This is a genomic window from Streptomyces sp. NPDC028910 (assembly GCF_055564955.1).
The window spans coordinates 101236-122003 of sequence record NZ_JBVHVF010000006.1 but is presented as its reverse complement, the minus strand read 5'-3'; the positions used below and the strand labels follow the sequence as shown (position 1 = coordinate 122003).

At 72.1% G+C, this 20768-nt stretch carries 21 protein-coding genes; 12 read left to right on the top strand and 9 right to left on the bottom strand.

What is annotated here, in order from left to right; all coding sequences use genetic code 11:
- Positions 1-8 precede the first annotated feature (8 nt).
- A complete protein-coding gene (locus ACZ4TV_RS11080; protein ID WP_468133066.1) occupies positions 9-2300 on the bottom strand; it encodes an MMPL family transporter in 2292 nt (763 codons plus the stop codon).
- Between the two features lie 353 nt (positions 2301-2653).
- Positions 2654-3292: a TetR/AcrR family transcriptional regulator gene (locus tag ACZ4TV_RS11075; protein ID WP_468133064.1), complete on the bottom strand. Its 639-nt coding sequence runs from the start codon at positions 3290-3292 to the stop codon at positions 2654-2656.
- A 105-nt stretch (positions 3293-3397) separates the two neighbouring features.
- Here ACZ4TV_RS11075 and ACZ4TV_RS11070 point away from each other — a divergent pair, with 105 nt between their 5' ends.
- From ACZ4TV_RS11070 to ACZ4TV_RS11050, 5 genes are all read left to right on the top strand, one after another.
- Positions 3398-3808: a nuclear transport factor 2 family protein gene (locus tag ACZ4TV_RS11070; RefSeq protein ID WP_468133062.1), complete on the top strand. Its 411-nt coding sequence runs from the start codon at positions 3398-3400 to the stop codon at positions 3806-3808.
- 5 nt (positions 3809-3813) lie between these two features.
- Positions 3814-4284 carry an anthrone oxygenase family protein gene (locus ACZ4TV_RS11065; protein ID WP_468133060.1) on the top strand — a complete coding sequence of 157 codons (471 nt, stop codon included), beginning with the start codon at positions 3814-3816 and terminating at the stop codon, positions 4282-4284.
- A 166-nt stretch (positions 4285-4450) separates the two neighbouring features.
- Positions 4451-5575 carry an amidinotransferase gene (locus ACZ4TV_RS11060; RefSeq protein WP_468133297.1) on the top strand — a complete coding sequence of 375 codons (1125 nt, stop codon included), beginning with the start codon at positions 4451-4453 and terminating at the stop codon, positions 5573-5575.
- Positions 5576-5649: 74 nt separating this feature from the next.
- Positions 5650-5880, top strand: coding sequence for a hypothetical protein (locus tag ACZ4TV_RS11055; protein ID WP_468133058.1), 231 nt, complete (start codon positions 5650-5652; stop codon positions 5878-5880).
- 32 nt (positions 5881-5912) lie between these two features.
- On the top strand, positions 5913-6806 hold the full coding sequence (locus tag ACZ4TV_RS11050) for an SDR family oxidoreductase (RefSeq protein WP_468133056.1): 894 nt from the start codon (positions 5913-5915) through the stop codon (positions 6804-6806).
- An 18-nt stretch (positions 6807-6824) separates the two neighbouring features.
- Here ACZ4TV_RS11050 and ACZ4TV_RS11045 read toward each other — a convergent pair whose 3' ends face one another.
- Together ACZ4TV_RS11045 and ACZ4TV_RS11040 are read right to left on the bottom strand one after the other, a co-directional pair.
- Positions 6825-8069, bottom strand: a complete 1245-nt coding sequence (locus ACZ4TV_RS11045; RefSeq protein ID WP_468133054.1) for a cytochrome P450 — start codon at positions 8067-8069, stop codon at positions 6825-6827.
- A gap of 106 nt (positions 8070-8175) precedes the next feature.
- Positions 8176-9675 carry an FAD-dependent oxidoreductase gene (locus tag ACZ4TV_RS11040; RefSeq protein ID WP_468133295.1) on the bottom strand — a complete coding sequence of 500 codons (1500 nt, stop codon included), beginning with the start codon at positions 9673-9675 and terminating at the stop codon, positions 8176-8178.
- Positions 9676-9876: 201 nt separating this feature from the next.
- Here ACZ4TV_RS11040 and ACZ4TV_RS11035 point away from each other — a divergent pair, with 201 nt between their 5' ends.
- From ACZ4TV_RS11035 to ACZ4TV_RS11025, 3 genes are all read left to right on the top strand, one after another.
- On the top strand, positions 9877-10971 hold the full coding sequence (locus ACZ4TV_RS11035) for a carboxylate-amine ligase (protein ID WP_468133052.1): 1095 nt from the start codon (positions 9877-9879) through the stop codon (positions 10969-10971).
- Positions 10972-11256: 285 nt separating this feature from the next.
- Positions 11257-12309 (top strand): DNA topoisomerase IB, encoded by a 1053-nt coding sequence (locus ACZ4TV_RS11030; RefSeq protein WP_468133050.1) that lies wholly within the window; start codon positions 11257-11259, stop codon positions 12307-12309.
- 91 nt (positions 12310-12400) lie between these two features.
- A complete protein-coding gene (locus tag ACZ4TV_RS11025) occupies positions 12401-12793 on the top strand; it encodes an ATP-binding protein (protein WP_468133048.1) in 393 nt (130 codons plus the stop codon).
- 45 nt (positions 12794-12838) lie between these two features.
- On the opposite strand, the gene ACZ4TV_RS11020 is transcribed toward ACZ4TV_RS11025, so the two are convergent.
- Positions 12839-13357: an STAS domain-containing protein gene (locus tag ACZ4TV_RS11020; protein WP_468133046.1), complete on the bottom strand. Its 519-nt coding sequence runs from the start codon at positions 13355-13357 to the stop codon at positions 12839-12841.
- Positions 13358-13605: 248 nt separating this feature from the next.
- On the opposite strand from ACZ4TV_RS11020, the gene ACZ4TV_RS11015 reads away from it, so the two are divergent.
- Positions 13606-14094, top strand: coding sequence for an STAS domain-containing protein (locus ACZ4TV_RS11015; RefSeq protein WP_468133044.1), 489 nt, complete (start codon positions 13606-13608; stop codon positions 14092-14094).
- A gap of 53 nt (positions 14095-14147) precedes the next feature.
- Here ACZ4TV_RS11015 and ACZ4TV_RS11010 read toward each other — a convergent pair whose 3' ends face one another.
- Positions 14148-15578, bottom strand: a complete 1431-nt coding sequence (locus ACZ4TV_RS11010; protein ID WP_468133042.1) for a M20/M25/M40 family metallo-hydrolase — start codon at positions 15576-15578, stop codon at positions 14148-14150.
- Positions 15579-15619: 41 nt separating this feature from the next.
- The gene (locus ACZ4TV_RS11005; RefSeq protein WP_468133040.1) at positions 15620-16036 is read right to left on the bottom strand and encodes a CBS domain-containing protein; all 417 of its coding nucleotides are present in this window, start codon (positions 16034-16036) and stop codon (positions 15620-15622) included.
- Positions 16037-16208: 172 nt separating this feature from the next.
- Here ACZ4TV_RS11005 and ACZ4TV_RS11000 point away from each other — a divergent pair, with 172 nt between their 5' ends.
- Positions 16209-17681: an aminotransferase class I/II-fold pyridoxal phosphate-dependent enzyme gene (locus ACZ4TV_RS11000; RefSeq protein WP_468133038.1), complete on the top strand. Its 1473-nt coding sequence runs from the start codon at positions 16209-16211 to the stop codon at positions 17679-17681.
- A gap of 43 nt (positions 17682-17724) precedes the next feature.
- Here ACZ4TV_RS11000 and ACZ4TV_RS10995 read toward each other — a convergent pair whose 3' ends face one another.
- Positions 17725-17898 carry a hypothetical protein gene (locus tag ACZ4TV_RS10995; RefSeq protein ID WP_468133036.1) on the bottom strand — a complete coding sequence of 58 codons (174 nt, stop codon included), beginning with the start codon at positions 17896-17898 and terminating at the stop codon, positions 17725-17727.
- A complete protein-coding gene (locus tag ACZ4TV_RS10990; protein WP_468133034.1) occupies positions 17895-18311 on the bottom strand; it encodes a hypothetical protein in 417 nt (138 codons plus the stop codon). The genes ACZ4TV_RS10995 and ACZ4TV_RS10990 overlap by 4 nt, the downstream gene beginning before the upstream one ends.
- Positions 18312-18719: 408 nt before the next feature.
- On the opposite strand from ACZ4TV_RS10990, the gene ACZ4TV_RS10985 reads away from it, so the two are divergent.
- Together ACZ4TV_RS10985 and ACZ4TV_RS10980 are read left to right on the top strand one after the other, a co-directional pair.
- The gene (locus ACZ4TV_RS10985; RefSeq protein ID WP_468133032.1) at positions 18720-19466 is read left to right on the top strand and encodes an SDR family oxidoreductase; all 747 of its coding nucleotides are present in this window, start codon (positions 18720-18722) and stop codon (positions 19464-19466) included.
- 292 nt (positions 19467-19758) lie between these two features.
- A complete protein-coding gene (locus ACZ4TV_RS10980) occupies positions 19759-20721 on the top strand; it encodes an NAD-dependent epimerase/dehydratase family protein (RefSeq protein ID WP_468133030.1) in 963 nt (320 codons plus the stop codon).
- Positions 20722-20768: the final 47 nt, after the last annotated feature.

The window sequence follows — 20768 nt, the reverse complement described above, 5'->3', positions numbered from 1 at the left end:
CTGGGTGGTCAGCGGCGTGCGCGGGCGTGCGCGTCGGCATGGGCGTACGTACGGACGGCGGTGCGGCCCGGGGGACACCGCCGCGCGGGAACCGGGGGAGGACGGGGCACCGGCTGCGGCACCCTGCGCCTCAGCAGCCGCGGTGCCCACCAGTTCAGGCCGCCCGCCAGACGCATGAGCGCCGGTACGAGGACACCCCGTACGAGCGTGGCGTCGAGGAGGACACCGAGGCCCGCGCCGATCCCGAAAAACTGCAAGAGGGAGACCTGGGAGGTGCCGAAGCTCAGGAGGGTGAAGGCGAGCAGGGCGCCGGCGGTCGTGACGATGCCGCCGGTGTGGGCGAGGCCGGAGATGATCGAGCCGGCGTTGTCCTGCCCGGCGTCGTGCGCCTCCTTGACGCGTGCGAGGACGAACACCTCGTAGTCCACCGAGAGCCCGAAGACGATGCAGAACAGCAGCACCGGCATGGTCGTACTGAGGGGTCCGGGCGTGAAGTCGAGCAGCTGGTTCAGATGGCCCATCTGGAAGATCCACACCATGGCTCCGAGGACGGCCGCGAGGCTCAGGGCGTTCAGCGCGATCGCCTTCAGCGGCAGGAGCAGGCTGCGCGTGAAGCCGAGCAGCAGCACGAACGTGGTGAGGGTGATGACGGAGAGCGCCAGCGGAATCCGGTCCCGCACGGTGTCCTTGGCGTCGACCAGCACGGCGCTCGGTCCACCGACGAGGACCTCGCCGCCCGCCGGGGCGGGGGTCGCGCGGATGTCGTGCACGAGCTGCTGGGCAGCCCGCGACTGGGGGTCGGCCAGCGGCACCACGGAGAGCTGGGCCGGGCCCTCGCCCGCGGGCCGCATCCCGGACGCGGCCGAACCGGAGACCGCTGTCCTCTCGCCGGACCGGAAGCTGCCGTCGGGCCCCACGACCTGCGCGACCTCGGGGAGCGCGGAGAGCCGACGGGCGTAGTCCTCCCGCGCCGACGGGGACGCGGTACCCGTCATGACGACCGTGAGCGCGCTGGAGCCCTTCATGTCGAACGCGCCGCGCACCAGGTCACCGGTCTGACGGCTGGACGTGCTCACCGGCAGGGCCCGGTCGTCCGGGGTGGCGAAACCGGCGTGCGCGAAGGGTCCGGCGAGCACCACCAGCAGGCCGATCACCGGCAGGGCCGCGAGCAGCGGCCGGCGTACGACGATCCGCGCCAGCCCCTCCCAGAAGCGTGACCCCGAGCCGGCCTGGACCCGGCGGCGCCACGGCACCGGCCAGGCGTTCACCCGCGGTCCGAGCAGCGTGAGCAGAGCGGGCAGTACGGTCACGGCACTCACCGCCGCGATCGCGACCACGGCGATGCCCGCGTAGGCGAAGGAACGCAGGAAGTACGGCGGGAACACCAGCAGGGTGGCGAGCGCGGCGGAGACCGTCGCGGCACTGAAGAGGATCGTGTGGCCCGCGGTGCGCACGGTCCGTATGGCGGCGTTGCGCGGCCGGTATCCGTCGGCGAGCTCCTCACGGAACCGCGAGACGATCAGCAGCCCGTAGTCGATGCCCAGTCCCAGGCCCAGCGCCGTGGTGAGGTTCAGCGCGAACACCGACACATCGGTGACAGCGCCCAGAACGCTCAGGACCAGCAGCGTCCCGGCGATGGCCAGGACGCCGATCAGCAGGGGCAGCGCAGCGGCGACCACGCTGCCGAACACCAGGACCAGCAGGATCAGGGTCCCCGGCAGGACGACGGACTCGGCCCGCTTGAGGTCGGCCTCCGAGATGTCCTGGAGCTCGGCGTCGGTGAGCGCCGTCCCTCCCACGTGCACCGTCAGGGCGGTCGCAGATGCGCTCGGGGATCCGGCCGGGGAGGCAGTGGGCGTGGTCAGCTCCTCGCTCAGCCGCTTGACCCGCGCTCCGAGCTGTTCCCCCTCGCCGTCCACGTGCGCGACGAGCATGGCCGCGTGGCCGTCCCGGCTGCGCAGCTCCGCCGCGTTGCCGGTCCAGTACGAGGTCACCGCGCTCACGTGCGGCTGGGCGGCGAGGCGCCTGGTCAGGACCTCGCCCTCGCTCCGGGCCGCCGGGGCGTCGACGGAACCGCCGCGGGCCTGCGCGACGACGACCAGGTTGGGCGAGGCCCCCGGGCGTTCGGCCACGACGCGGGCGACACGGCTGGACTCGGACCGCGGATCGTCGTATCCCTGCGTCTTCAGGCGGCCGGTCGCGTCCGCACCGAACACGACGGACAGCACGAGGAACACGAGCGCGCCGAGGAGGACGAGCCGGGGGCGACGGGTCACGAAGACCCCTGCGCGACGGGACATCGATCCTCCGGTCCGGGTGGCGTTCCGCTCCTGCTCTTGCGCAGGAAGGTGGAATTCCACGGTGCCCGGAGGAGGGACGGGGCCGTAGCCCCTGTTTTTCGTTACTTGACAGGAGCCGGCACGGCAGCACCTGGCGCCCGGAAGGGGGTGAGGGCGGGGCGCGCTCCCGCCCGGGTGGCGTCCGTACTCATGGCTCCAGCAGGGCCTTGAGCCGTGCCAGGTCCTTGTGCTGCGCGCGGCGCATGGCGGCCGCCAACACGGTCGCACCGAGCGCGGCGAAGCCGCGGGGCTCGCCCCGGTTGCGCAGGGATGATCTGGTTCATGACCTGCTCCTCATGATGCGGGTGTGCGGGCTACGCTCCCAGGACGGCGAGCGTGGCGGTGCGCAGGCACGCCGCCGCCTCTTGTACGGACATGCGGCCCGCCCCGACCTCGTCGCCCGCGGCGTGCCCCAGGCCGGTGACCGCGGCCGCCAGCCAGCCGGCCGGCGGCGCGGGATCGAACTCCCCTGCCGCCTGCCCCTGTTCGATGAGCCGCGTCAGCCGGTCGGTGACGGGCTCGTGGCGCACCCGGTCGTTCGTGGCGGCGACCGGGCTGCGGCCGAGCTGGAGCAGTACCGGGTTGCGTTCGAACAGCCGCCAGCCGATGTCCTGCAGCCGCATCAGAACCGCCAGGGCGGACCGTTCGTCCGCCTCCGCCTCGTCCATCGCGGCCATGGCTTCATCCGTGATCCGGTCCGCCACGGCCCGCAGCAGCGTGTCGCGGTCGCCGAAGTGCGCGTAGACGGTCTGGCGGGTGACACCGGCCGCTGTGGCGATGGCGGCCATGCCGGCATCGGGCCGTTCGCCGAGCAGCCGGATCGCGGCGTCCAGTACGGCGGCCCTGCTGCGTTCCGCGTCGGAGCGGCGGCGAGAGCGAGCGGGTGACGGGGTCGCGGGGCTCTCGGGGCTCTCCGGGGTCGCGGGGCTCTCGGGGCTCTCGGGTCCAGTCAAGTCTTACATCCTTGTCAGAATTGGACTTCTCCGCATATCTTACAGGCGTGTAAGAGATCGGTCCTGTGGGTGCCTTGGGTGCCCCCTGCCTCTAGCTGGAGCGCCGTGAAACCTCTGGAAACGAAGCCGCCCGATCAGTTCGTCGCCGACTTCTTCACCACCTTCACCGAGGCCGTCGTCCACGGTTCCGAAGACCCGGCCGGGTTGATGTCCAGGTACTACACCCGTGACGTCGTTCAGGTGGCCGACGGCATCCACCTCGACTGGGAGCGGCTGGCCGCCCACCTGCGCCCCGTACGCAGAAACCTGCGGGAGTGCCGGTTCGAAGTGCACGAGGCGCTCGCCCAGGGCAACCGGATCGCGGCGCGCTTCACGATCCGCGCCCGGATGCGCAAGAGCGGGCTGGTGGCCACACAGGTGCACATGTTCGCGGAGTTCACCCCCGACGGCCTGCTGCGCCGGGCCGTACAGCTCACACGAGCGCTCGACCCCACCGAACCCGAGACACAGAGGTGATCCGCATGCGCATCCGATTCGTCCAGGGCCTCGCCCTCCTGTCCACCGGAGCCCTGGCGGGCGCGTTCGGATACGGGGCGGCCAACCTGGTCCCCACCTTCAACGCCGTACCGCTCGAGATGAGGCTGTCCTTCCACACGCAGCTGATGCAGATGAACGGCATCACCATGCAGGGCGCCATGGCGCTGTCGGCCCTCAGCGCCGCGGCACTGGCCGTCATGCTCCGCGGCACGGCACGGCGCATGGCCGCCGGTGCGGGACTGCTGGTCCTGGCGTCCTTCCTGATCACCCGGCTCGGCAACGTCCCGATCAACGGCCGGATCAAGCAGTGGGCCGCCACTTCGGCACCGCTGGACCACGCCGAGATCCTGAACCGCTGGGAGGCGTTCAACTACGCCCGCACGGCCACCGCGTTCGTCGCCTTCGCCCTGCTGATCCTCATCGTGCTGCGCCGGCGGGAGACGGAGGGGCCATGACCGCGCGGTGTCCCCGCGCGGGAACCACGAGCGGGGCGACGCGCCGGATATCTTGATCTACCGACTCCTGACAGCGAAGGCGGTTGAGCATGGCGGCAGCGCAGCGGCTCGGCATCCGGAGAGCGGCAGCCGAGGACGGATCCCCCGCGCGGACGGTCGACCGCAGGTGAGGCCGGAGCCACCCGCCACGCCCGACGGCGCCGCGCAGCCCCTGGTGTCGCCGGTCAGTTCCCACAACGAATGGGATCCGCTGGAGGAGATCATCGTCGGGCGTCTCGACGGCGCCACCATCCCCTCCGGCCATCCGGTCGTGGCCTGCAACATCCCGCCGTGGGCGGCGCGGCTCCAGGGGATCGCCGCCGGCCGGAGGTATCCGCGCATCCTGATCGAATCGGCGCAGCGCGAACTCGACCAGTTCGTCACCCTCCTCACCTCCCTCGGGATCACCGTCACCCGCCCGGACGCGGTCGACCACAGGCAGCGCTTCAGCACACCCGACTGGTCATCACGCGGCTTCTGCAACACCTGCCCGCGCGACAGTCTGCTCGTGGTCGGCGAGGAGATCATCGAGACGCCGATGGCATGGCCGTGCCGGTACTTCGAGACCCACGCCTACCGCACGATCCTCAAGGAGTACTTCCGGCGCGGCGCGCGCTGGACGGCGGCACCGAAGCCGCAGCTCACCGACGACCTGTTCACGGCGGATTTCCGCATTCCGCTGGACGGCGAGCCCATGCGCTACATCCTCACCGAGTTCGAGCCGGTGTTCGATGCCGCTGACTTCGTACGCGCCGGACGCGACCTGTTCGTCACGCGAAGCAACGTCACCAACCGCATGGGCATCGACTGGCTGCGCCGCCACCTGGGGCCGGGCTACCGCGTCCACGAGATCGAAAGCCGCTGCCGGACGCCCATGCACATCGACACGACGTTCATGCCGCTCGCCCCCGGCAAGCTGCTGGTCAATCCCGAATACCTCGACGTCGCCCGCCTGCCCGAGGAGTTCAGCTCGTGGGACATCCTGATCGCCCCCGAGCCCGACCCGATCGACGAGCGCCTGCTCAAGGTCACCTCGATGTGCGGCAAGTGGCTCAGCATGAACGTTCTCATGATCGACGAAAAGCGGGTGATCGCGGAACGCCGTCAGACGGGCATGCTCCGGGCACTGGAGAAATGGGGGTTCGAACCGATCCCGTGCGACTTGCAGCACTACGCGCCCTTCGGCGGCTCGTTCCACTGCGCGACGCTCGATGTCCGCAGGCGCGGCGAGCTGGAGTCCTATTTCCCCTGAGTCCGGGCCTCCCCGAGGAACAGGCACGTGGTGGAGGGGGTGCCCGGACGGGCGGCCCGTAGGAGGGTGGACCCATGAGCGGACGAACGATCGTGATCCACGTTCCTGACGAGTCGGGTGGTCGGCGCGTCCACGTGGACTCGGAGATCCTCGGCCTCGCGCACAGCCTGCGCGACGTGGCCGAGTTCCTCCGGCGCGCCGGACTGGACTGGAGCGAGGAGCACATCGCCGCGTCCCCGCTGGTCGAGTGGCGTGGCGGGGGTCCTGATACCTGGCCGGCCCCCTGGGGAATGGACGAGGCGTAGCCACGGACATCCGAGCGCAACGGAGATGTGCCATGCCCTCGCAGGAAGCGCCCCGCGTCCCCGACCCGGTCACCGGACACCCGCGCCCGCCGTTTCCCGGCCAGGAGCAGGACCACCCCGGCTGGACCGAGGAGATGGATCCGCGACCCGACCACGGCGAGGACTCCTACCGGGGCCACGACGAGCTCATCGACCGGGCGACGGTCGTCACCGGCGGCGACTCCGGGATCGGCAGGGCCGTCTGCCTGGCCTTCGCCCGCGAAGGCGCGGACGTCGTCTTCACCCACCTGCCCGAGGAGGCGGACGAGGCGGCCGAAACGGCCCGCCTGATCCGCGGGGCGGGCCGCACGGCCGTATCCGTCGAGTGCGACATCCGTGACGAGGGTCAGTGCGCGGCTCTGGTCGAACGTGCCGTGAGGGAACTGGGGCGCGTCGACATCCTCGTCAACAACGCCGCCTACCAGATGGCCCAGCCCGACGGGATCGAGGCCATCACCACGGAGCAGTTCGACCGGGTGATGAAGACCAACCTGTACGGGATGTTCTGGCTCACCCGCAGGACTCTGGCCCACATGCCGCGCGGCGGCTGCGTCATCAACACCACCTCCGTACAGGGCTACAAGCCGAACCCCGCGCTCCTCGACTACGCCATGACGAAGGCGGCGATCATCTCCTTCACGCACAGCCTGGCGCAGCTGGTCGCCGAGCGGGGCATCCGCGCCAACGCGGTCGCGCCCGGACCGGTGTGGACGCCGCTGATCCCCGCGACGATGCCGGACGCCAAGGAGTTCGGAGGCCATTCCCCCCTCGGCCGGCCCGCTCAGCCGGCGGAAATGGCACCGGCGTACGTCTTCCTGGCCTCGCCCCGGTCCAGCTACATCACGGGGGAGATCCTCAACGCGACCGGCGGGACCCCCCTGCCCTGACCTTCCGGCGAGGGCGGATCACCCGACGCCGAGCACGAAGCCGCTGCGTGGGAGCGTGGGCATGCGCGACAGGGGGATGGTGAGGTCCTGGTCGGGGACGTCGAAGTCGAGCAGGGCGAGTTCGGTGGCGAGGGCGGCCAGGACCGTGACGGTGACGTCCTCGCCGGGGCAGCGGTGGCCCACGGCCGGATCCCCTCCGCCCTGCGCGACCAGGTCGTCCAGGCGGCTGTCGGCCGCGGTGAAGCGGTGGGGGTCGAACCGGTAGGGGTCCGGCCACAGGGCGGGGTCGTGGTTGTGGCCGTAGAGGTCCAGCAGGACCAGGGTGTCCTTCGGGACGTCTTCGCCGCGCCAGGTCAGGTCCTTCGCCGCGAGGCCGGCGACGAAGGGAGCGAAGGGGTAGAAGCGGCGTACCTCGTGGGCGAAGGCCTCGGCGTAGGTCTCCTCGCTGTCCGCCCGGATCAGGTCGCGGTGCCGGGGCCACCGATGGAGGGCGTGGGCGGCGAAGGTGACGAACCAGGCGATCGCGATGGTGGGCCGGATGATGTTCAGCAGCTCCACGGCCGCGGTGTGCGGATCCAGCATCGTCGCGTCGGCGTCGCGGTGCCAGGACACCACCGCGAGGGCCGTGTCGTCGGGGGCTGTCTCCTTGCCTGCGCGGACGTCGGTGATCAGGGCGGCGAGGGACTGCTCCTGGCGTCTGCGGGCGCGGCGGGCGCGCAGGTGGCGGGGCCCGGGGGTGGTGAAGCCGTCCACCATGGCGGTGCAGTCGTGTGCCATCTGCACGGCTGCCGTCTCGGAGAGCGGCACGCCGGCCCAGTCGCAGACGGCCCGCGCAAGGACCTTCGCCGCTTCGTCGAAGAGGACGACACGGTCCTGCTGCCAGCCGGCGACCGCCGCGCGCCACCGCACGGCCACGTGTTCGCGGAGCGCGGCGACACCGGCTTCGTCCTTGAGGAGCGCCAGGAACATCCCCTTGCGGACGCGGTGGGCCTCGCCGTCGAGGGTGTGGACGGCGCCCTGCCCGAAGAGGGTGTCGAGGACGGGGTCGGGCAATGCCGCCGAGCGCACGACATGGTCCTCGTCGTAGAAGAAGGCGACGGCTTCCGGGCCGTGCACGGCGATCGTCCGCCGGCCCATGAGTCGTGTCCTGAACGAGGAGTCCGCCGAGGCGCGCATGCGGTTGGGCAGCCAGGCGTAGCCGTTGGTCATGAGGGCGAGCGTGCTGTCGCTCCAGGGGGCGAGAAGGCTGTTCACAAGGGGCATGGCGCCCGACTACCCGCTGGGACCTCCCGCACACCCCCGCACCGCTTCCGCCACCCGGTCACCCGCTGGGCCCACCCGAATGCCGCAGCGAGGCGGAACCCACCCCCTAGGGGATGTCCGGCAGTTCGCGCGGTTCCAGGGGCCGGACAGCGGGTCCTTGCAGGACCGTGCCGTCGGTGGCGAAGCGGGAGCCGTGGCAGGGGCATTCCCAGGTCACTTCGGCCGGGTTGAACGCGACGAGGCAGCCCATGTGGGTGCAACGGGCTGACACCGCCGTGCTGTTGCCGTCGGCGTCCTTGTAGACGGCGCAGCGCCGGCCTTGCACGCGTACGACCGCTCCCGTGCCTGGCGCGACGTCGGCCACGGAGTCCACGTGGGTGGTGCGCAGGCGGTCCCCGACGAAGTGCCGGGCGACCTCGGCCTGCTGTTTGAGCAGGGTGGGGGCCTCGCGGATCATGGATTTCAGGCGACGGGGGTCGTACAGATCCGCCCACGGCGGTGTCGCGTCCTCGATGAGATCGGCGAGCAGGGCGCCGGCCATGACGCCGTTGCTCATGCCCCAGCCGCCGAAGCCCGTGGCGACGTACGTGTGTGCGGCTCCCGGGTGGAGGCGCCCGACCAGGGGGATCCCGTCGGCGGCGTCGTTGTCCTGGGCGGCCCACCGGTACGCCGTCGCACCGACGCGGAAGTGCTGGTGCATCCAGCCGTCGAGCCGCTCGAACCGCTCCTCCGGGTTCCCGGTGCCGGGAGTGAAATGCTCGCCGGTGACGATGAGCAGCCGCCGGCCCTCGGTGTAGGGGGCCGTGCGGACCGAGCGTGTGCCGCCCTCGTCCGTGATGAACATGCCGCCCGGGTCGTCCTGCGCGTCGAGGGGGGCCGCGACGACCACCTCGCGTCGGGGCGACAGGCGCGTGAAGAGCAGCGCGCGGTCGAAGACCGGATAGTGGGTGGCCACGACGATGTGCCGGGCGGTGACGGTGTGCCCGGACTCGGTGGTGATCCTGCCGGGGGAGCCCTCTTCCAGTGCGGTGACCCGGCTGCGCTCGAAGATGAGTCCGCCCCGATCGCGGAATGCTCCGGCGAGGCCGAGGAGATAGGCGCGCGGATGGAACTGGGCCTGGTTTCCGACGCGTACGGCTCCGGCCACGGCGAAGGGCAGCCCGGTGTCCCGCGTGTAGCCGGCGTCCAGACCCGCCTTGGCGGCCGCGCGCGCCTCCGCCTTGAGGGCCTGCGTGTTCGCCTCGCTCGTCGTGTAGGTGAAGGCGGCGGTCCGCTCCAGATCGCAGGAGATGCCGAGCGTCCCTGCCAGCTCGGCGACGCGCTCCACCGCCTCCTGCTGGGAGCGGGCGTAGAGCCTCGCCTGCTGCGCACCGCGGGTGCGCTCCAGGCGGTCGTACACCAGGTTGTGCTGGGCCGTGACCTTCGCGGTGGTGAAGCCGGTGACCCCCGCGGCGATCCGGTCCGCCTCCACGACGACGACCCGGTGACCGCGCGCGCACAGCTCCCAGGCGGTGCTCAGTCCGGCGACACCGGCTCCGATGACGGCGACGTCCGCGGTCAGGTCCTCGGTCAGTCCCGGGTACGCGGGGAAGTCGACACTGTCCATCCAGTAGGAGGTGGGCCTCACGCCGGGCTGCGATGTCACTGTGGCCTCCGTGACGGATAGGGGCGGTAGGGGCGGTAGGGGATTCACGGTCAGGCCTTGCGCCTGCCCCGCGCTGGCGGCCGTATGCCCCGCATCCCGCGCCGAGCCTCCCGAACCGGTCGGAAAGAGGATGATCACGGCCGTTCGGGGTAGCCGCCCGGCATGATCACTGTTGGGGTCGAGGAAGAGTACTTGCTGGTCGACCCGGTGACGCTGCTTCCCACGCCGTTCGTGGAGGAAGTGCGGGCCACGTCCGGCCTGACGCCGATCGCCGACGAGCGGGAGGTCCAGGAAGAGCTGCTCCAGGCCCAGATCGAAGTCGCCACCCCCGTGTGCGCGGCCCTGGACGAGGTGGGGGGCCATCTCCTGAGGTTGCGCCACGCGGTCGCCTCCGCCGCCCAGGCGAACGGCTGCCGCATCGCGACCTCGGGCGCCGCGCCGCTCAGGGACGCCGTGCCCGTCCCCGTCACCAGCAAGGCGAGGTACCTGAAGATGCGGGGAGAGGCCCGGCTGCTGGTCGACGAGCAGCTGATCTGCGGGATGCACGTCCATGTCGGGATTCCCGACCGGGAGACCGGAGTGGCGGTCCTGAACCGCCTGAGCGTCTGGCTTCCGGCGCTGCTGGCGATGTCCACGAATTCGCCCCTGTGGGACGGGCGGGACACCGGGTTCGCCAGCTGGCGCACGATCATCTTCGGCCGCTGGCCGGTCAGCGGCCCGCAACCGCGTTTCGCGGGGCTCGCGGACTACGAGGCGCGGGCCGAGGCACTGGTGGCATCGAGAGTGATCGCGGACCGGGGACAGCTGTACTGGCAGGCCAGGCTCTCCGAGCGGTATCCCACCCTTGAGGTGCGCTGCTGTGACGTGCAGCTGGAGGCGGACGAGGCCGTCATGGTCGCCGGCATCGTCCGCGCCCTCGTGGCCACCGCCATCACCGAGGAGCAGGCGGGAGCGCCCCCCGTACGGTGCCAGCCCGAGATCCTGCAGGCCGCCACCTGGCACGCGGCCCGGCACGGGCTGAGCAGCACGCTGCTGGACCCGGAAGGCCGACCGCGCAGCAGCGGGGACGTGCTGTCCATGCTCCTGCGGCACATCGGCCCCGCCCTGGAAGAGTCCGGCGACCACCGCGAGGTGGGCTCGCTCGTACACCGTCTCCTGCGCCGGGGCACGCCGGCCGACCGCCAGCGCCGCGCCCTCGCCGACGGCGGCCTGCCTGCCGTCACCGAGCTCATCACCGCCGAGGCCGCCGCGTCGTGAGCCCCCGGCCGGGCGACGGAGGAACGCCGCGGACGGGGTGCCATCGCTGGAGGAGTGCCATGGAGCACGGGGGGTAGGCGCTTGGCATGATCCGGGTGACCACAGCAGTGCCGGGCCGAGGTGTGGTGATGCCCCGCGGTCCCAGTTCCAGTTCCAGTCCCAGTCCCAGTCCCAGTCTCCGGCGTCAGCGCCGCGAGCTGGAGGGCCGTTCCTCCACGCACACGTCGCACAGGTCCGCGCTGAAGCGCCAGCCCGGTCGCTGAGCAGCACGGATCGAGCACTGTCATGCGACTGAGGACCAGTCACCCGGATCGACCCGGCTACGCCCGCGTGCGCCACGGCCGCGGCTTCCGCTTCCTGGACACCGCCGGCCGGCCGGTCACCGACCCGGGGGAGCGGGCCCGGCTCAAGGCGCTCGCGATCCCCCCGGCCTGGACCGACGTGTGGATCTGCCCGTGGGCCAACGGGCACATCCAGGCCATGGGCACGGACGCCGCCGGAAGGCGCCAGTACCTCTACCACGACCGGTTCCGAGAGCGTCAGGAGGCGTCCAAGCACGAGCACGTCCTGCACGTCGCCGCACGGCTGCCGCGGCTCCGGGCGGAGATCGACGAGGACCTCGCCAGGCGTGGCCTGGCGCAGGAGCGCGTGCTGGCCTGCGTCGCCCGGCTGCTCGACCTCGGCTTCTTCCGGGTCGGCGGCGCCGCGTACCGGCGCGACCACGAGGCGTACGGCCTGACCACCCTGCTGCGCGAGCACGCCGAATGCCGTCACGGCGAGGTCTGCTTCACCTACCCGGGCAAGTCCGCCCGGCAGCAGACCCGGGCCCTCGTGGACCCGGCTTCCTACGCCGTCGTACGGGCCCTGCTGCGCCGGAGCGACGCCCGCTCGCAGTTGTTCGTCTACTGGGAGGCGCACGCCTGGCACGACGTACGCGCCGGGGAGGTCAACGACTACCTGCGCGACAAGTCCGGGACCGACATCACCGCCAAAGACTTCCGGACCTGGCACGCGACCGTCCTGGCCGCGGTCGCCCTGGCCGTCTCCGAGGAGATGGCGGACGCGTCCCCGACCCTGCGCCGCAGGGCTGAGGCCCGCGCGGTGAGGGAGGTGAGCCGGTACCTCGGCAATACGCCGGCGGTGTGCCGGGCCTCGTACATCAATCCGCGCGTCATCGAACTCTTCGAGGACGGCGTCACGATCAGGCCCGCGCTGGAGGGGCTGGGCAAGGACATCACCCACGGCCACCCGGCCACCCAGGGCGCGGTGGAGACGGCGGTGCGCCGCCTGCTCGACGGTGGCCGGAAGCGGGACCTGGCGGGGGGCGGTTCCCGGTGATCGCGCCACCGTCCGGGCATGGGCGGCGCCCCAGTGGGCAGCCGCATCATCCGGAAGCGGCACCATCGCCCACCTGCAAGGGAGAGCAACGATGACTCTCCACCTCCAGTGGCACATCGACCTGCACCGGCCGTCGGCCGCCGCTGATTCCCGCCGGGCCGCCCGCCGTCTCCTCGACACCGCTCTGGACGCCGGCGAGTCGGTGGAACCCGACGTCGTGGACACCACCCTGCTGCTGGTCAGCGAGCTCGTCACGAACGCGATCCGACACACGGACGGCGACTGCTGGCTGGACCTGGAGTTCGACGAGTACGGAATCGGTATCGACGTCACCGATTTCAGCACCGCTGATCCGCTTCCCAGGCGGCCGGACCACCAGGGCGGAGGCGGATGGGGGTGGAATCTGGTCAAGCAGCTCGGCTCCGACGTGGCCATCCGGCACCGCGCGGGGGGAAAGACGATCCACGTCCGCGTCCCGTGCTGATCCCGGCGGGGAGGGACCGCCCCGCCGTGCGCCGTGCGCCGCGCGTCAGGAGGGCAGCGCTCCGGTTTCCACCGGGCCCACGGCGGCGGTCAGGGCGCGCTGCCGGTCGGCGAGTGCCCGGATGAGGTGGCGGAAGCCGGCGAGCGCGTCGGCACGGCTGTGAGGCCCGCCTGTCGGGAGGCCCGCCACGGAGGCCATCAGGCGCCTGGGCTGCGACTGCCATCCCACCACCAGCACCTTGAGGCCGCGGTCCAGGGCGCGCTGGTGGAGGTCGAGGAAGAGGAGCAGGCCCGCGGAGTCCATGAACGGCACCTCGTGCACGTCGATCAGGGCGACGGTGGCCACCGCCGTGGGCAGCTCGGGCGGTTCGGGCGGTTCGGGCGGTTCGGGCAGCTCGGGCAGCTCGGGCAGCTCGGACGGAGCGGCCGCGTGCTCGGACAGCTCGGGCGGTTCGTCCAGGAGCCGCCGCAGGGCCGGCTCGGCAGCGGCGTCGAGCTCGCCTCGCATGGTGATCAAGGCCGTGTGGCCGAGGCCCTGGATCTCGGTCCGGAAAGCGGCCGTCATGGGGTCCTCCCTGCTGCCAGTGGCTCGAACGGGCGCTTGTGCCGAACGGCCCGGGCGCTCATCTTGCCGCCGCCCCCGGCGGCTGCGGCCCGAGGCACGCCGGGAGCGCATGTCACCGGTCAGGGGGGTGGTTGCCTGGACGGGTGCGCGGGGCCAGTATCGAAGACGAAGACGAAGAAGCCGTGCCCGTCCGCGCGCCCGGCGGACGGCGTCGACGCAACGGCCCCTTTCCGGGGAGGTGGGACGCCATGGGATCCGACTTCCACCTCATGGTGCGGCGCTACGGCCCCACCCTGCACCTCGCCCCGATCGGTGAGCTGGACATCGAGGCCGGGCCTGCCCTGGCACGCGTGCCGGACCGCCTCGACCCCGAGGTGGCGGTGGTGGTCTGCGACATGCTGCGCGTCTCGTTCATGGACGTCACGGGCATGAACTCCCTGCTGGCCCTCGCCCACGACATCGAGGCCCGGGACATGGGGTTCTTCGCCTTCAACTGGGCCCGGCAGCCGCAGCGGCTGCTGGACCTCGTCGACCGCGTCGACGCCGCGAGGGCGGGGAGGCCCGCCGACGGGCGGCCTGCCGCCACCGCTGCCCTGCGCCGCACCCTCAGCGCCCGGGCGCGGGCAGAACGAGACCGAGGTACCGCCGAGGCCCGCGTGGAGCGGCCCGCGATCGGGCTGATCAGGGCGATCGAGGCGGCCGGCCGCGGCCGCAACAGGTTCCGTACACCGGGCTGAGGCCGGGTGCGGGCCCGGGTGGAGTCGTCCATCTCCCAGCGAGGGCGACCGGCTCAGCGAGGGGCGCTCGCCCGGTCCTCGCGCCGCTGTGGGAGCTGTTCCCGAAGCTGATCCAGGAACAGGGCCACGGTGTGCGCCCCCCGCACCAGCGCCCGTACCTCCACCTTCTCGTCGGGCCCGTGCCAGCGGTCGTCGAGCAGACCCGTGCCGAAGAACAGGACGGGTGCGCGCAGGGCGCGGGCGAGCTGCGCCGCGGGAGCCGCGCCGCCGTTGCCCATGAGGTGCGCGGGGCCGCCGAACACGCTGCTCACGGACCGGCTCAGGGCCCCGAGGGCGGGACCCGGTGGCGTCGTGTAGGGGTCGGAGATGGTCGACGACACGTCGAGGTCGTAGGTGTAGCCCGCCCGTCCGTTGTCGTTCACCCATCGGCGAAGCTGAGCAGCCACCTCGTCCGCGGTCTGGTCCGGGACCAGCCGAAGGAGGAGGTCCGCCGACGCGACGGGAGGAATGACCCCGCGGGAAGGCTGGTGGGGATCGCCCCCGACCAAGCTGCTGACCTCCGCCGACGGCCGGAACCAGATGCGTTCGTACACGCTGCGGCCCGCCTCGCCGCTGATGTGGAAGGTGCCCGTGTCCGCCGTCCACGCGCGGGGATCCAGGGCGGGCAGCGCGCGGAGCCCGCCGTGCCCGGGCGCCGGGGGCTCGCGCACCGCGTCGTAGAACCCGGGCAGCGCCACCCGCCCGTCCGCGTCGTGGAGCCGCCCGAGTACGCGGCACAGCTCTGCCAGGGAGTTCGGAGCGGCCCCCGAGACGGCTCCGCTGTGCACGTCCCGGTGGGCGCCGCGGATCTCCAGGTGCGCGTTGACGGAGCCGCGGACGGCGGTGCAGACGGCCGCCCGTTCCAGCGACCAGAGCATCGTGTCCGAGATCATGACCACGTCGGCCGCGAGCTCGTCCTCATGCCGCGCCAGCAGGTCTGCCAGGTGAACGGAGCCGATCTCCTCCTCGCCCTCCACGATGAGTTTGAGCGAGACCGCGGGAGCGGACCGCGCGCCGAGGGCCAAGTGGGAGCGCAGCGCCCACAGGTGGCAGATCACCTGCCCTTTGGCGTCGGACGCGCCCCTGCCGTACATCCGGCCCTCGCGCAGGGAGGGTGTGAATGGGCGGGCCTCCCGCCATTGCGCTTCCTTGACGGCATGGACGTCGTGATGGCTGTACACCAGCAACGTCGGAGCGGCCGGGTCCTCGGCGGGCCAGTGCGCGTAGACCGCCGGAAGGCCGTCGCCCTCCCACAGGCGGACCGTGGGGAACCCCTGCTCCTGCAGCGCGGAGGCCAGCCACCGGGCGGAGCGGGTCACATCGGCCCGGTGGCCGGGGTCCGCGGAGACGGAGGCGATCGAGACCCACTCCGCCAACCGCCCCAGCATGGCCTCGGCCCGGCTCCCGACCGCCTGTCCGAGCGGGGAGGCTTCGGCGCCGGTCACCGGGTCGCGTTCCGCCCGGGACGGCCCTCGCGAACCGTCGGTCAAGGGACGGAAATGGCCTGCAGCAGGTCACCGACCTGGGGGTCGGGCAGCGCGCGGGCGACGTCGGCCTGGGAGACCATGCCGACGAGGTCATGGCCGTCGATGACCGGCAGCCGCCGTACCTTGTGCTCGCTCATGGTGCGCAGGATCTCCGCCGCGTCGTCGTCCGCTCCGATAGTCACCACCTCGCCCTGGGCGAGTTCGCCGGCCGTGCAGCTGCCGGGGTCCTTGCCCTCGCCCAGCACCTTCACGACGATGTCGCGGTCGGTGAGCATGCCCTTGAGCTTGTTGTCGTTCCCGCAGATCGGCAGGGCGCCCACACCGAGGCGGGTCATCTTCTCCGCTGCCTGCAGGACGGTCTCGTCGACACCGATGCACTCGGCGCCCGCGGTCATGATGTCGCGTGCCGTGGTCATGATGATCTTCCTTTCCGCGTCCACGTGATGGTTGCCGTCTGCCCCGGGAGGCGCACCTCTAACACGAGGGAGAACCAGGGCGGAGCGGGCGGGCACGCGGAGTCCGCGACCCGGGCCCGACCCGCCCGCGGCAGCGCCGTTTCCCCGCCCGGTGCAGGGGCAGACGGCGACCATGGATCAGTCGCGAGCACCCGTACTGGAAGCCCTGGCAGCCCATCACCGCGGCGGGCAGACGCCCTTCACCCCTCCCGGGCACAAGCAGAGCCGCGGTGTCGATCCCCGGGTCCGGGCCGTGCTGGGAGACGCGGTCTTCCTGTCGGACGTGCTGGCCACGAGCGGTCTGGACGACCGCACCGGCTCCCAGGGCGTCCTGGAAGAGGCCCAAGCGCTGATGGCCGATGCCGTCGGGGCCGAGCACGCGTTCTTCTCCACGTGCGGCAGCTCGCTCTCGGTGAAGTCCGCCATGCTCTCCGTGGCGGGCCCGCACGAGACGCTCCTCGTCGGCCGGGACGCGCACAAGTCGGTCGTGTCGGGACTGGTCCTCTCCGGCATGGTGCCCGTCTGGATCGAACCCCGATGGGATGCCGAACGTCACCTGGCGCATCCGCCCTCCCCCGAGGCCTTCGAGGCCGCGTTCAAGGAGCATCCCGAGGCCCGGGGGGCCCTCGTCACCACCCCCACCCCCTACGGCACCTGCTCGGACCTCCGCGCCGTCGCCGAGGTCTGCCACCGTCACGGCAAGCCGCTGATCGTCGACGAGGCGTGGGGCGCGCACCTGCCGTTCCACCCCGACCTGCCCACCTGGGCGATGGACGCGGGGGCGGACGTCTGCGTCACCTCCGTCCACAAGATGGGCTCGGGAATCGAGCAGGCGTCGGTCTTCCACCTCCAGGGCGATCTGGTCCGCCCCGAGGTCCTCGCCAGTCGCGAAGACCTTCTCGGCACCACGAGTCCCTCCGTCCTCATCTACGCGGCCCTCGACGGGTGGCGCCGTCAGATGGCGGAGCAGGGGCGGAGGATCTACGACCGCACCCTCGCCCTGGCCGCTTCCGTACGGTCGCGGATCGACGGGGTCCCCGGCCTGCACGTGCACGGCAGGGACGACTTCTGCGCACCGGGCCGGGCCGACGACATGGACCCGCTCCAGATCATCATCGACATCGCCGGCCTGGGCACGACCGGTTACGCGGCGGCTGACTGGCTGCGCGAGCACCACCGGATCAACCTGCACCTGTCCGACCACCGGCGGATCAGCGCGCAGTTGACCCATGCCGACGACGAGGAGACGACCGGCACGCTGCTGGCAGCGCTCCGGGACCTCTCGGCGTCCGGCCCGCAGCGCTCCCGCCGTCCCTCGCCGGTCGACGTTCCGTCCCCCTCGTCCCTGCGGCTCGAACAGGTACTGCTGCCCCGGGACGCCTTCTTCGCGGAGACCGAGCAGGTGCCATGGCAGCGGGCGGCCGGCCGGATCGCCGCTGAAATGATCACGCCCTATCCGCCGGGAATCCCGGTCGCGCTACCGGGGGAGCGGCTGACCGAGGACGTGTTGCGCTACCTGCGCGGCGGCGTCGACGCGGGCATGCTGGTGCCCGACGCGGTCGACGCCGAGATGAAGAGCGTGCGGGTGACGAAGACGGAGCGATGAGGCCCCGCGAGGCCCCGCCGCGCCGGATCCCGGCGCAGCGGGTTCAAGGCGTCAGCCCGGCCGACGGGGACGGGGACGGGACGGGAGCCAGGACGGTCTCCGGCGTGAGCCGGCGGCGTACGAGCTGATCGGCGACCTCGCTGGGACGCTGACGGTGGCCGGCCGCGTAACGGGCCAGGTGGCGCGCGCCGCGTGTGGGACGAAGGGTGCCGCTCATCCGTCGGGGCGCCCTTGATCACCGCTGCGGGCCCGGAGAACGCCGGACGCACGCTGGGTCAGGGCCCTGGTCGTCAGGACGCCGCGCAACGCCGCCGCCGCGCCCCCGGACGGGGCGGGCGGCACCGAGGAGGTGACGACCGGCGTGCGGTCCGCCAAGGCCGGCCCGATCGTGGTCAGGCAGACGCGGCGCGACGCCGCCCAGGCGCGTGCGGTGGCCAGAGCGGCGGATCCGGTCGGGCCGGGGGCGTGGTCGAGGTACAGGACGAGGGAGTCGGTCTCCGGCGGGAGCGAGCCGAGTGTTGCCGACACCTGACGCCCGCACTGTTCATCGGCAGTGGATTCGGCTTCGCAGCGCAGGGTCAGTACGGCGAGCGAGCCCAGGCACTGGACCTGGACCGTGTAAGGCTTCATGTGCTTCCCCGGGTCGGGGGCGGCAGCCCTGAACGACGGGCATGCGGCCCGCGTCCGGGAGCGCGGCGGCGCCGCGCACAGTCCGGCGTTCAAAGCCGCGACGGCGCCGCGCCATGATGCGCGGCACGCCCGTCTGGTGCGGGGGTCGACGTAGCCTCAAGCGACAGGACCAGGCTGGTCCATCACTCCCACTATCCCACGCGGGGCCGGCAGCGAAGCCGTCCCGGAGGCGGCTGTTCGCGGAAGCGCGCCGCGCTGACCGGTCGAGCTGCCCGGGCGGCGGTCCGTCCGGACGCGCACGCGTCGAAGTGGCGTAATCCGGCATGCCCGCCACCCCTCGGCTCCCCACAGTGGGGAGGCGGGCGCCGGCAGCCGTCGCCGCGCCCACGACCGACGAAAGGTGACGCGATGAGCGGCGTCGTGTATGGAGACCTCCGGGGCAGGCAGGCCCTGGTCACCGGCGGAGCGCGGGGCCTGGGCGCCGCGATCTCGCGGAGGCTGGCCGAGGCGGGCGCCTCCGTGCTGGTGGCGGACGTACGCAAGGACCTGGCGGAAGAGCTGTGTGCCCGGCTGGAGGCATCCGGGGCCCGCGCCCGGTTCGTCAAGATGGACGTCTGCGATCACGAGGCGGTCGCGGCCGTCGTACGCGACCTTGAGGAGACGGGCCAGAACGTGGACATCCTCGTCAACAACGCGGCCGTGGACGTCTCGAAGGCGATCGAGCACCTGACGGCGGACGAGGTGACCCGGGTGGTCACGACGAACCTCCTCGGACCGATGTACCTGTGCCTGGAGGTCTACCGGCGCATGGTCGCGCAAGGCGGAGGGCACATCGTCAACATCCTGTCGACCGCGGCGAACCGGACGTGGACCGAGGCCGGACCCTACTCGGCGAGCAAGTCCGGTCTCCGCGCCTTCACGCACACCCTCTTCAAGGAAGCCCAGCGGGACTGCCCCGGCATCGGCGTCACCGGCGTCATCGCGGGCGGCATGGAGACGGCGTTCATCATGGAGCGGTTCCCGGACGCCGACGTCTCGATGCTCCAGAGCCCCGAAGTGGTCGCCGACACGGTGCTGTACGCGCTGTCGGTGCCGGCGGGGAGCGCGGTGTCCGAGGTGGTGGTCGTGCCCCGCAGGGAGCCGTCCTGGCCCTGATCCGCACACGCCTGGCCCTGATCCGCACACGCCTGGCCCTGATCCGCACACGCGCGGCCCTGATCCGCGCACGACGACCGCATCCCGCGGCGCCGGGCCGCACGGTCACGCTCCGTGTTTCACCTCAATGCCCCATCCCCGCATGCCGACCGCGCCGGGAGACAAGAGGCTGGACCCGTCCACGCTCCGGCCGCGCCCCCGACGGGCCGCCCGGCCCCCCCGGGCGGCCCGTCCAGCGTCCGGACCACTGGTGCGGGCGTCCGAGCCCCGCTGCGTCAGAGGAGATATCCCCATGGACAGCACAGTCCCGCGCCGCTGGGATCACGCGGTCGTCACCGGTGGTTCCGGTTTCGTCGGCTCCCATCTGTGCACCGCCCTGATGGACGCCGGCACCGACGTCACGTGCGTGGACGACTTCAGCACCGGGCGGCCCGAGAACATCGCGCACCTGCGGGACCGGCCGGGCTTCGTCTTCCACCAGGCCGACGTCTCGCAGCCGTTCACCGTCGAACGGCCGCCCGACCTCGTCCTGCACTTCGCCTCGCCCGCCTCGCCCGCCGACTACCTCCGGCTGCCCCTGCACACCCTGGACACGGGCAGCCTCGGTACGCGCAACGCGCTGGCCCTCGCCCACGGCGCCGGCGCCCGCTTCCTGCTCGCGTCCACCTCGGAGGTGTACGGCGACCCGCAGGAGCACCCGCAGAACGAGCGCTACTGGGGCAACGTCAACCCCGTCGGTCCGCGCAGCGTCTACGACGAGGCGAAGCGCTTCGGCGAGGCGCTGACCACGGCCGAGGCGGGCGAACACGGCACCGACACGGCCATCGTGCGGCTGTTCAACACCTACGGGCCGCGGATGCGCGGCTACGACGGCCGCGCCGTCCCCACCTTCATCCGCCAGGCCCTGGCCGGCGAGCCGCTCACCGTCACCGGCGACGGTCTGCAGACCCGTTCGCTGTGCTACGTGGACGACACCGTACGGGGCATCCTGGCCGCCGCGGCCCACGGGATGCGCGGGCCCGTGAACATCGGCAATCCGACCGAGATCACGATGCTGGAGCTGGCCCACTGGATCATCGAACTCGCCGGCTCTTCCTCCGAGATCCGCTACATCGAGCGCCCGACCGACGACCCGGCGGTGCGTTGTCCTGACATCACGCTGGCGCGCGACAAGCTCGGCTGGGAACCGGTGGTGACGGCCGAAGAGGGGCTGCGGCGAACCATCGCCTGGTACCGCGAGCACACCGCCGACTGATCCACGGCCGCCGGGCCGGGTCCCTCCCGGGGCCCTTCGAGCCCCGG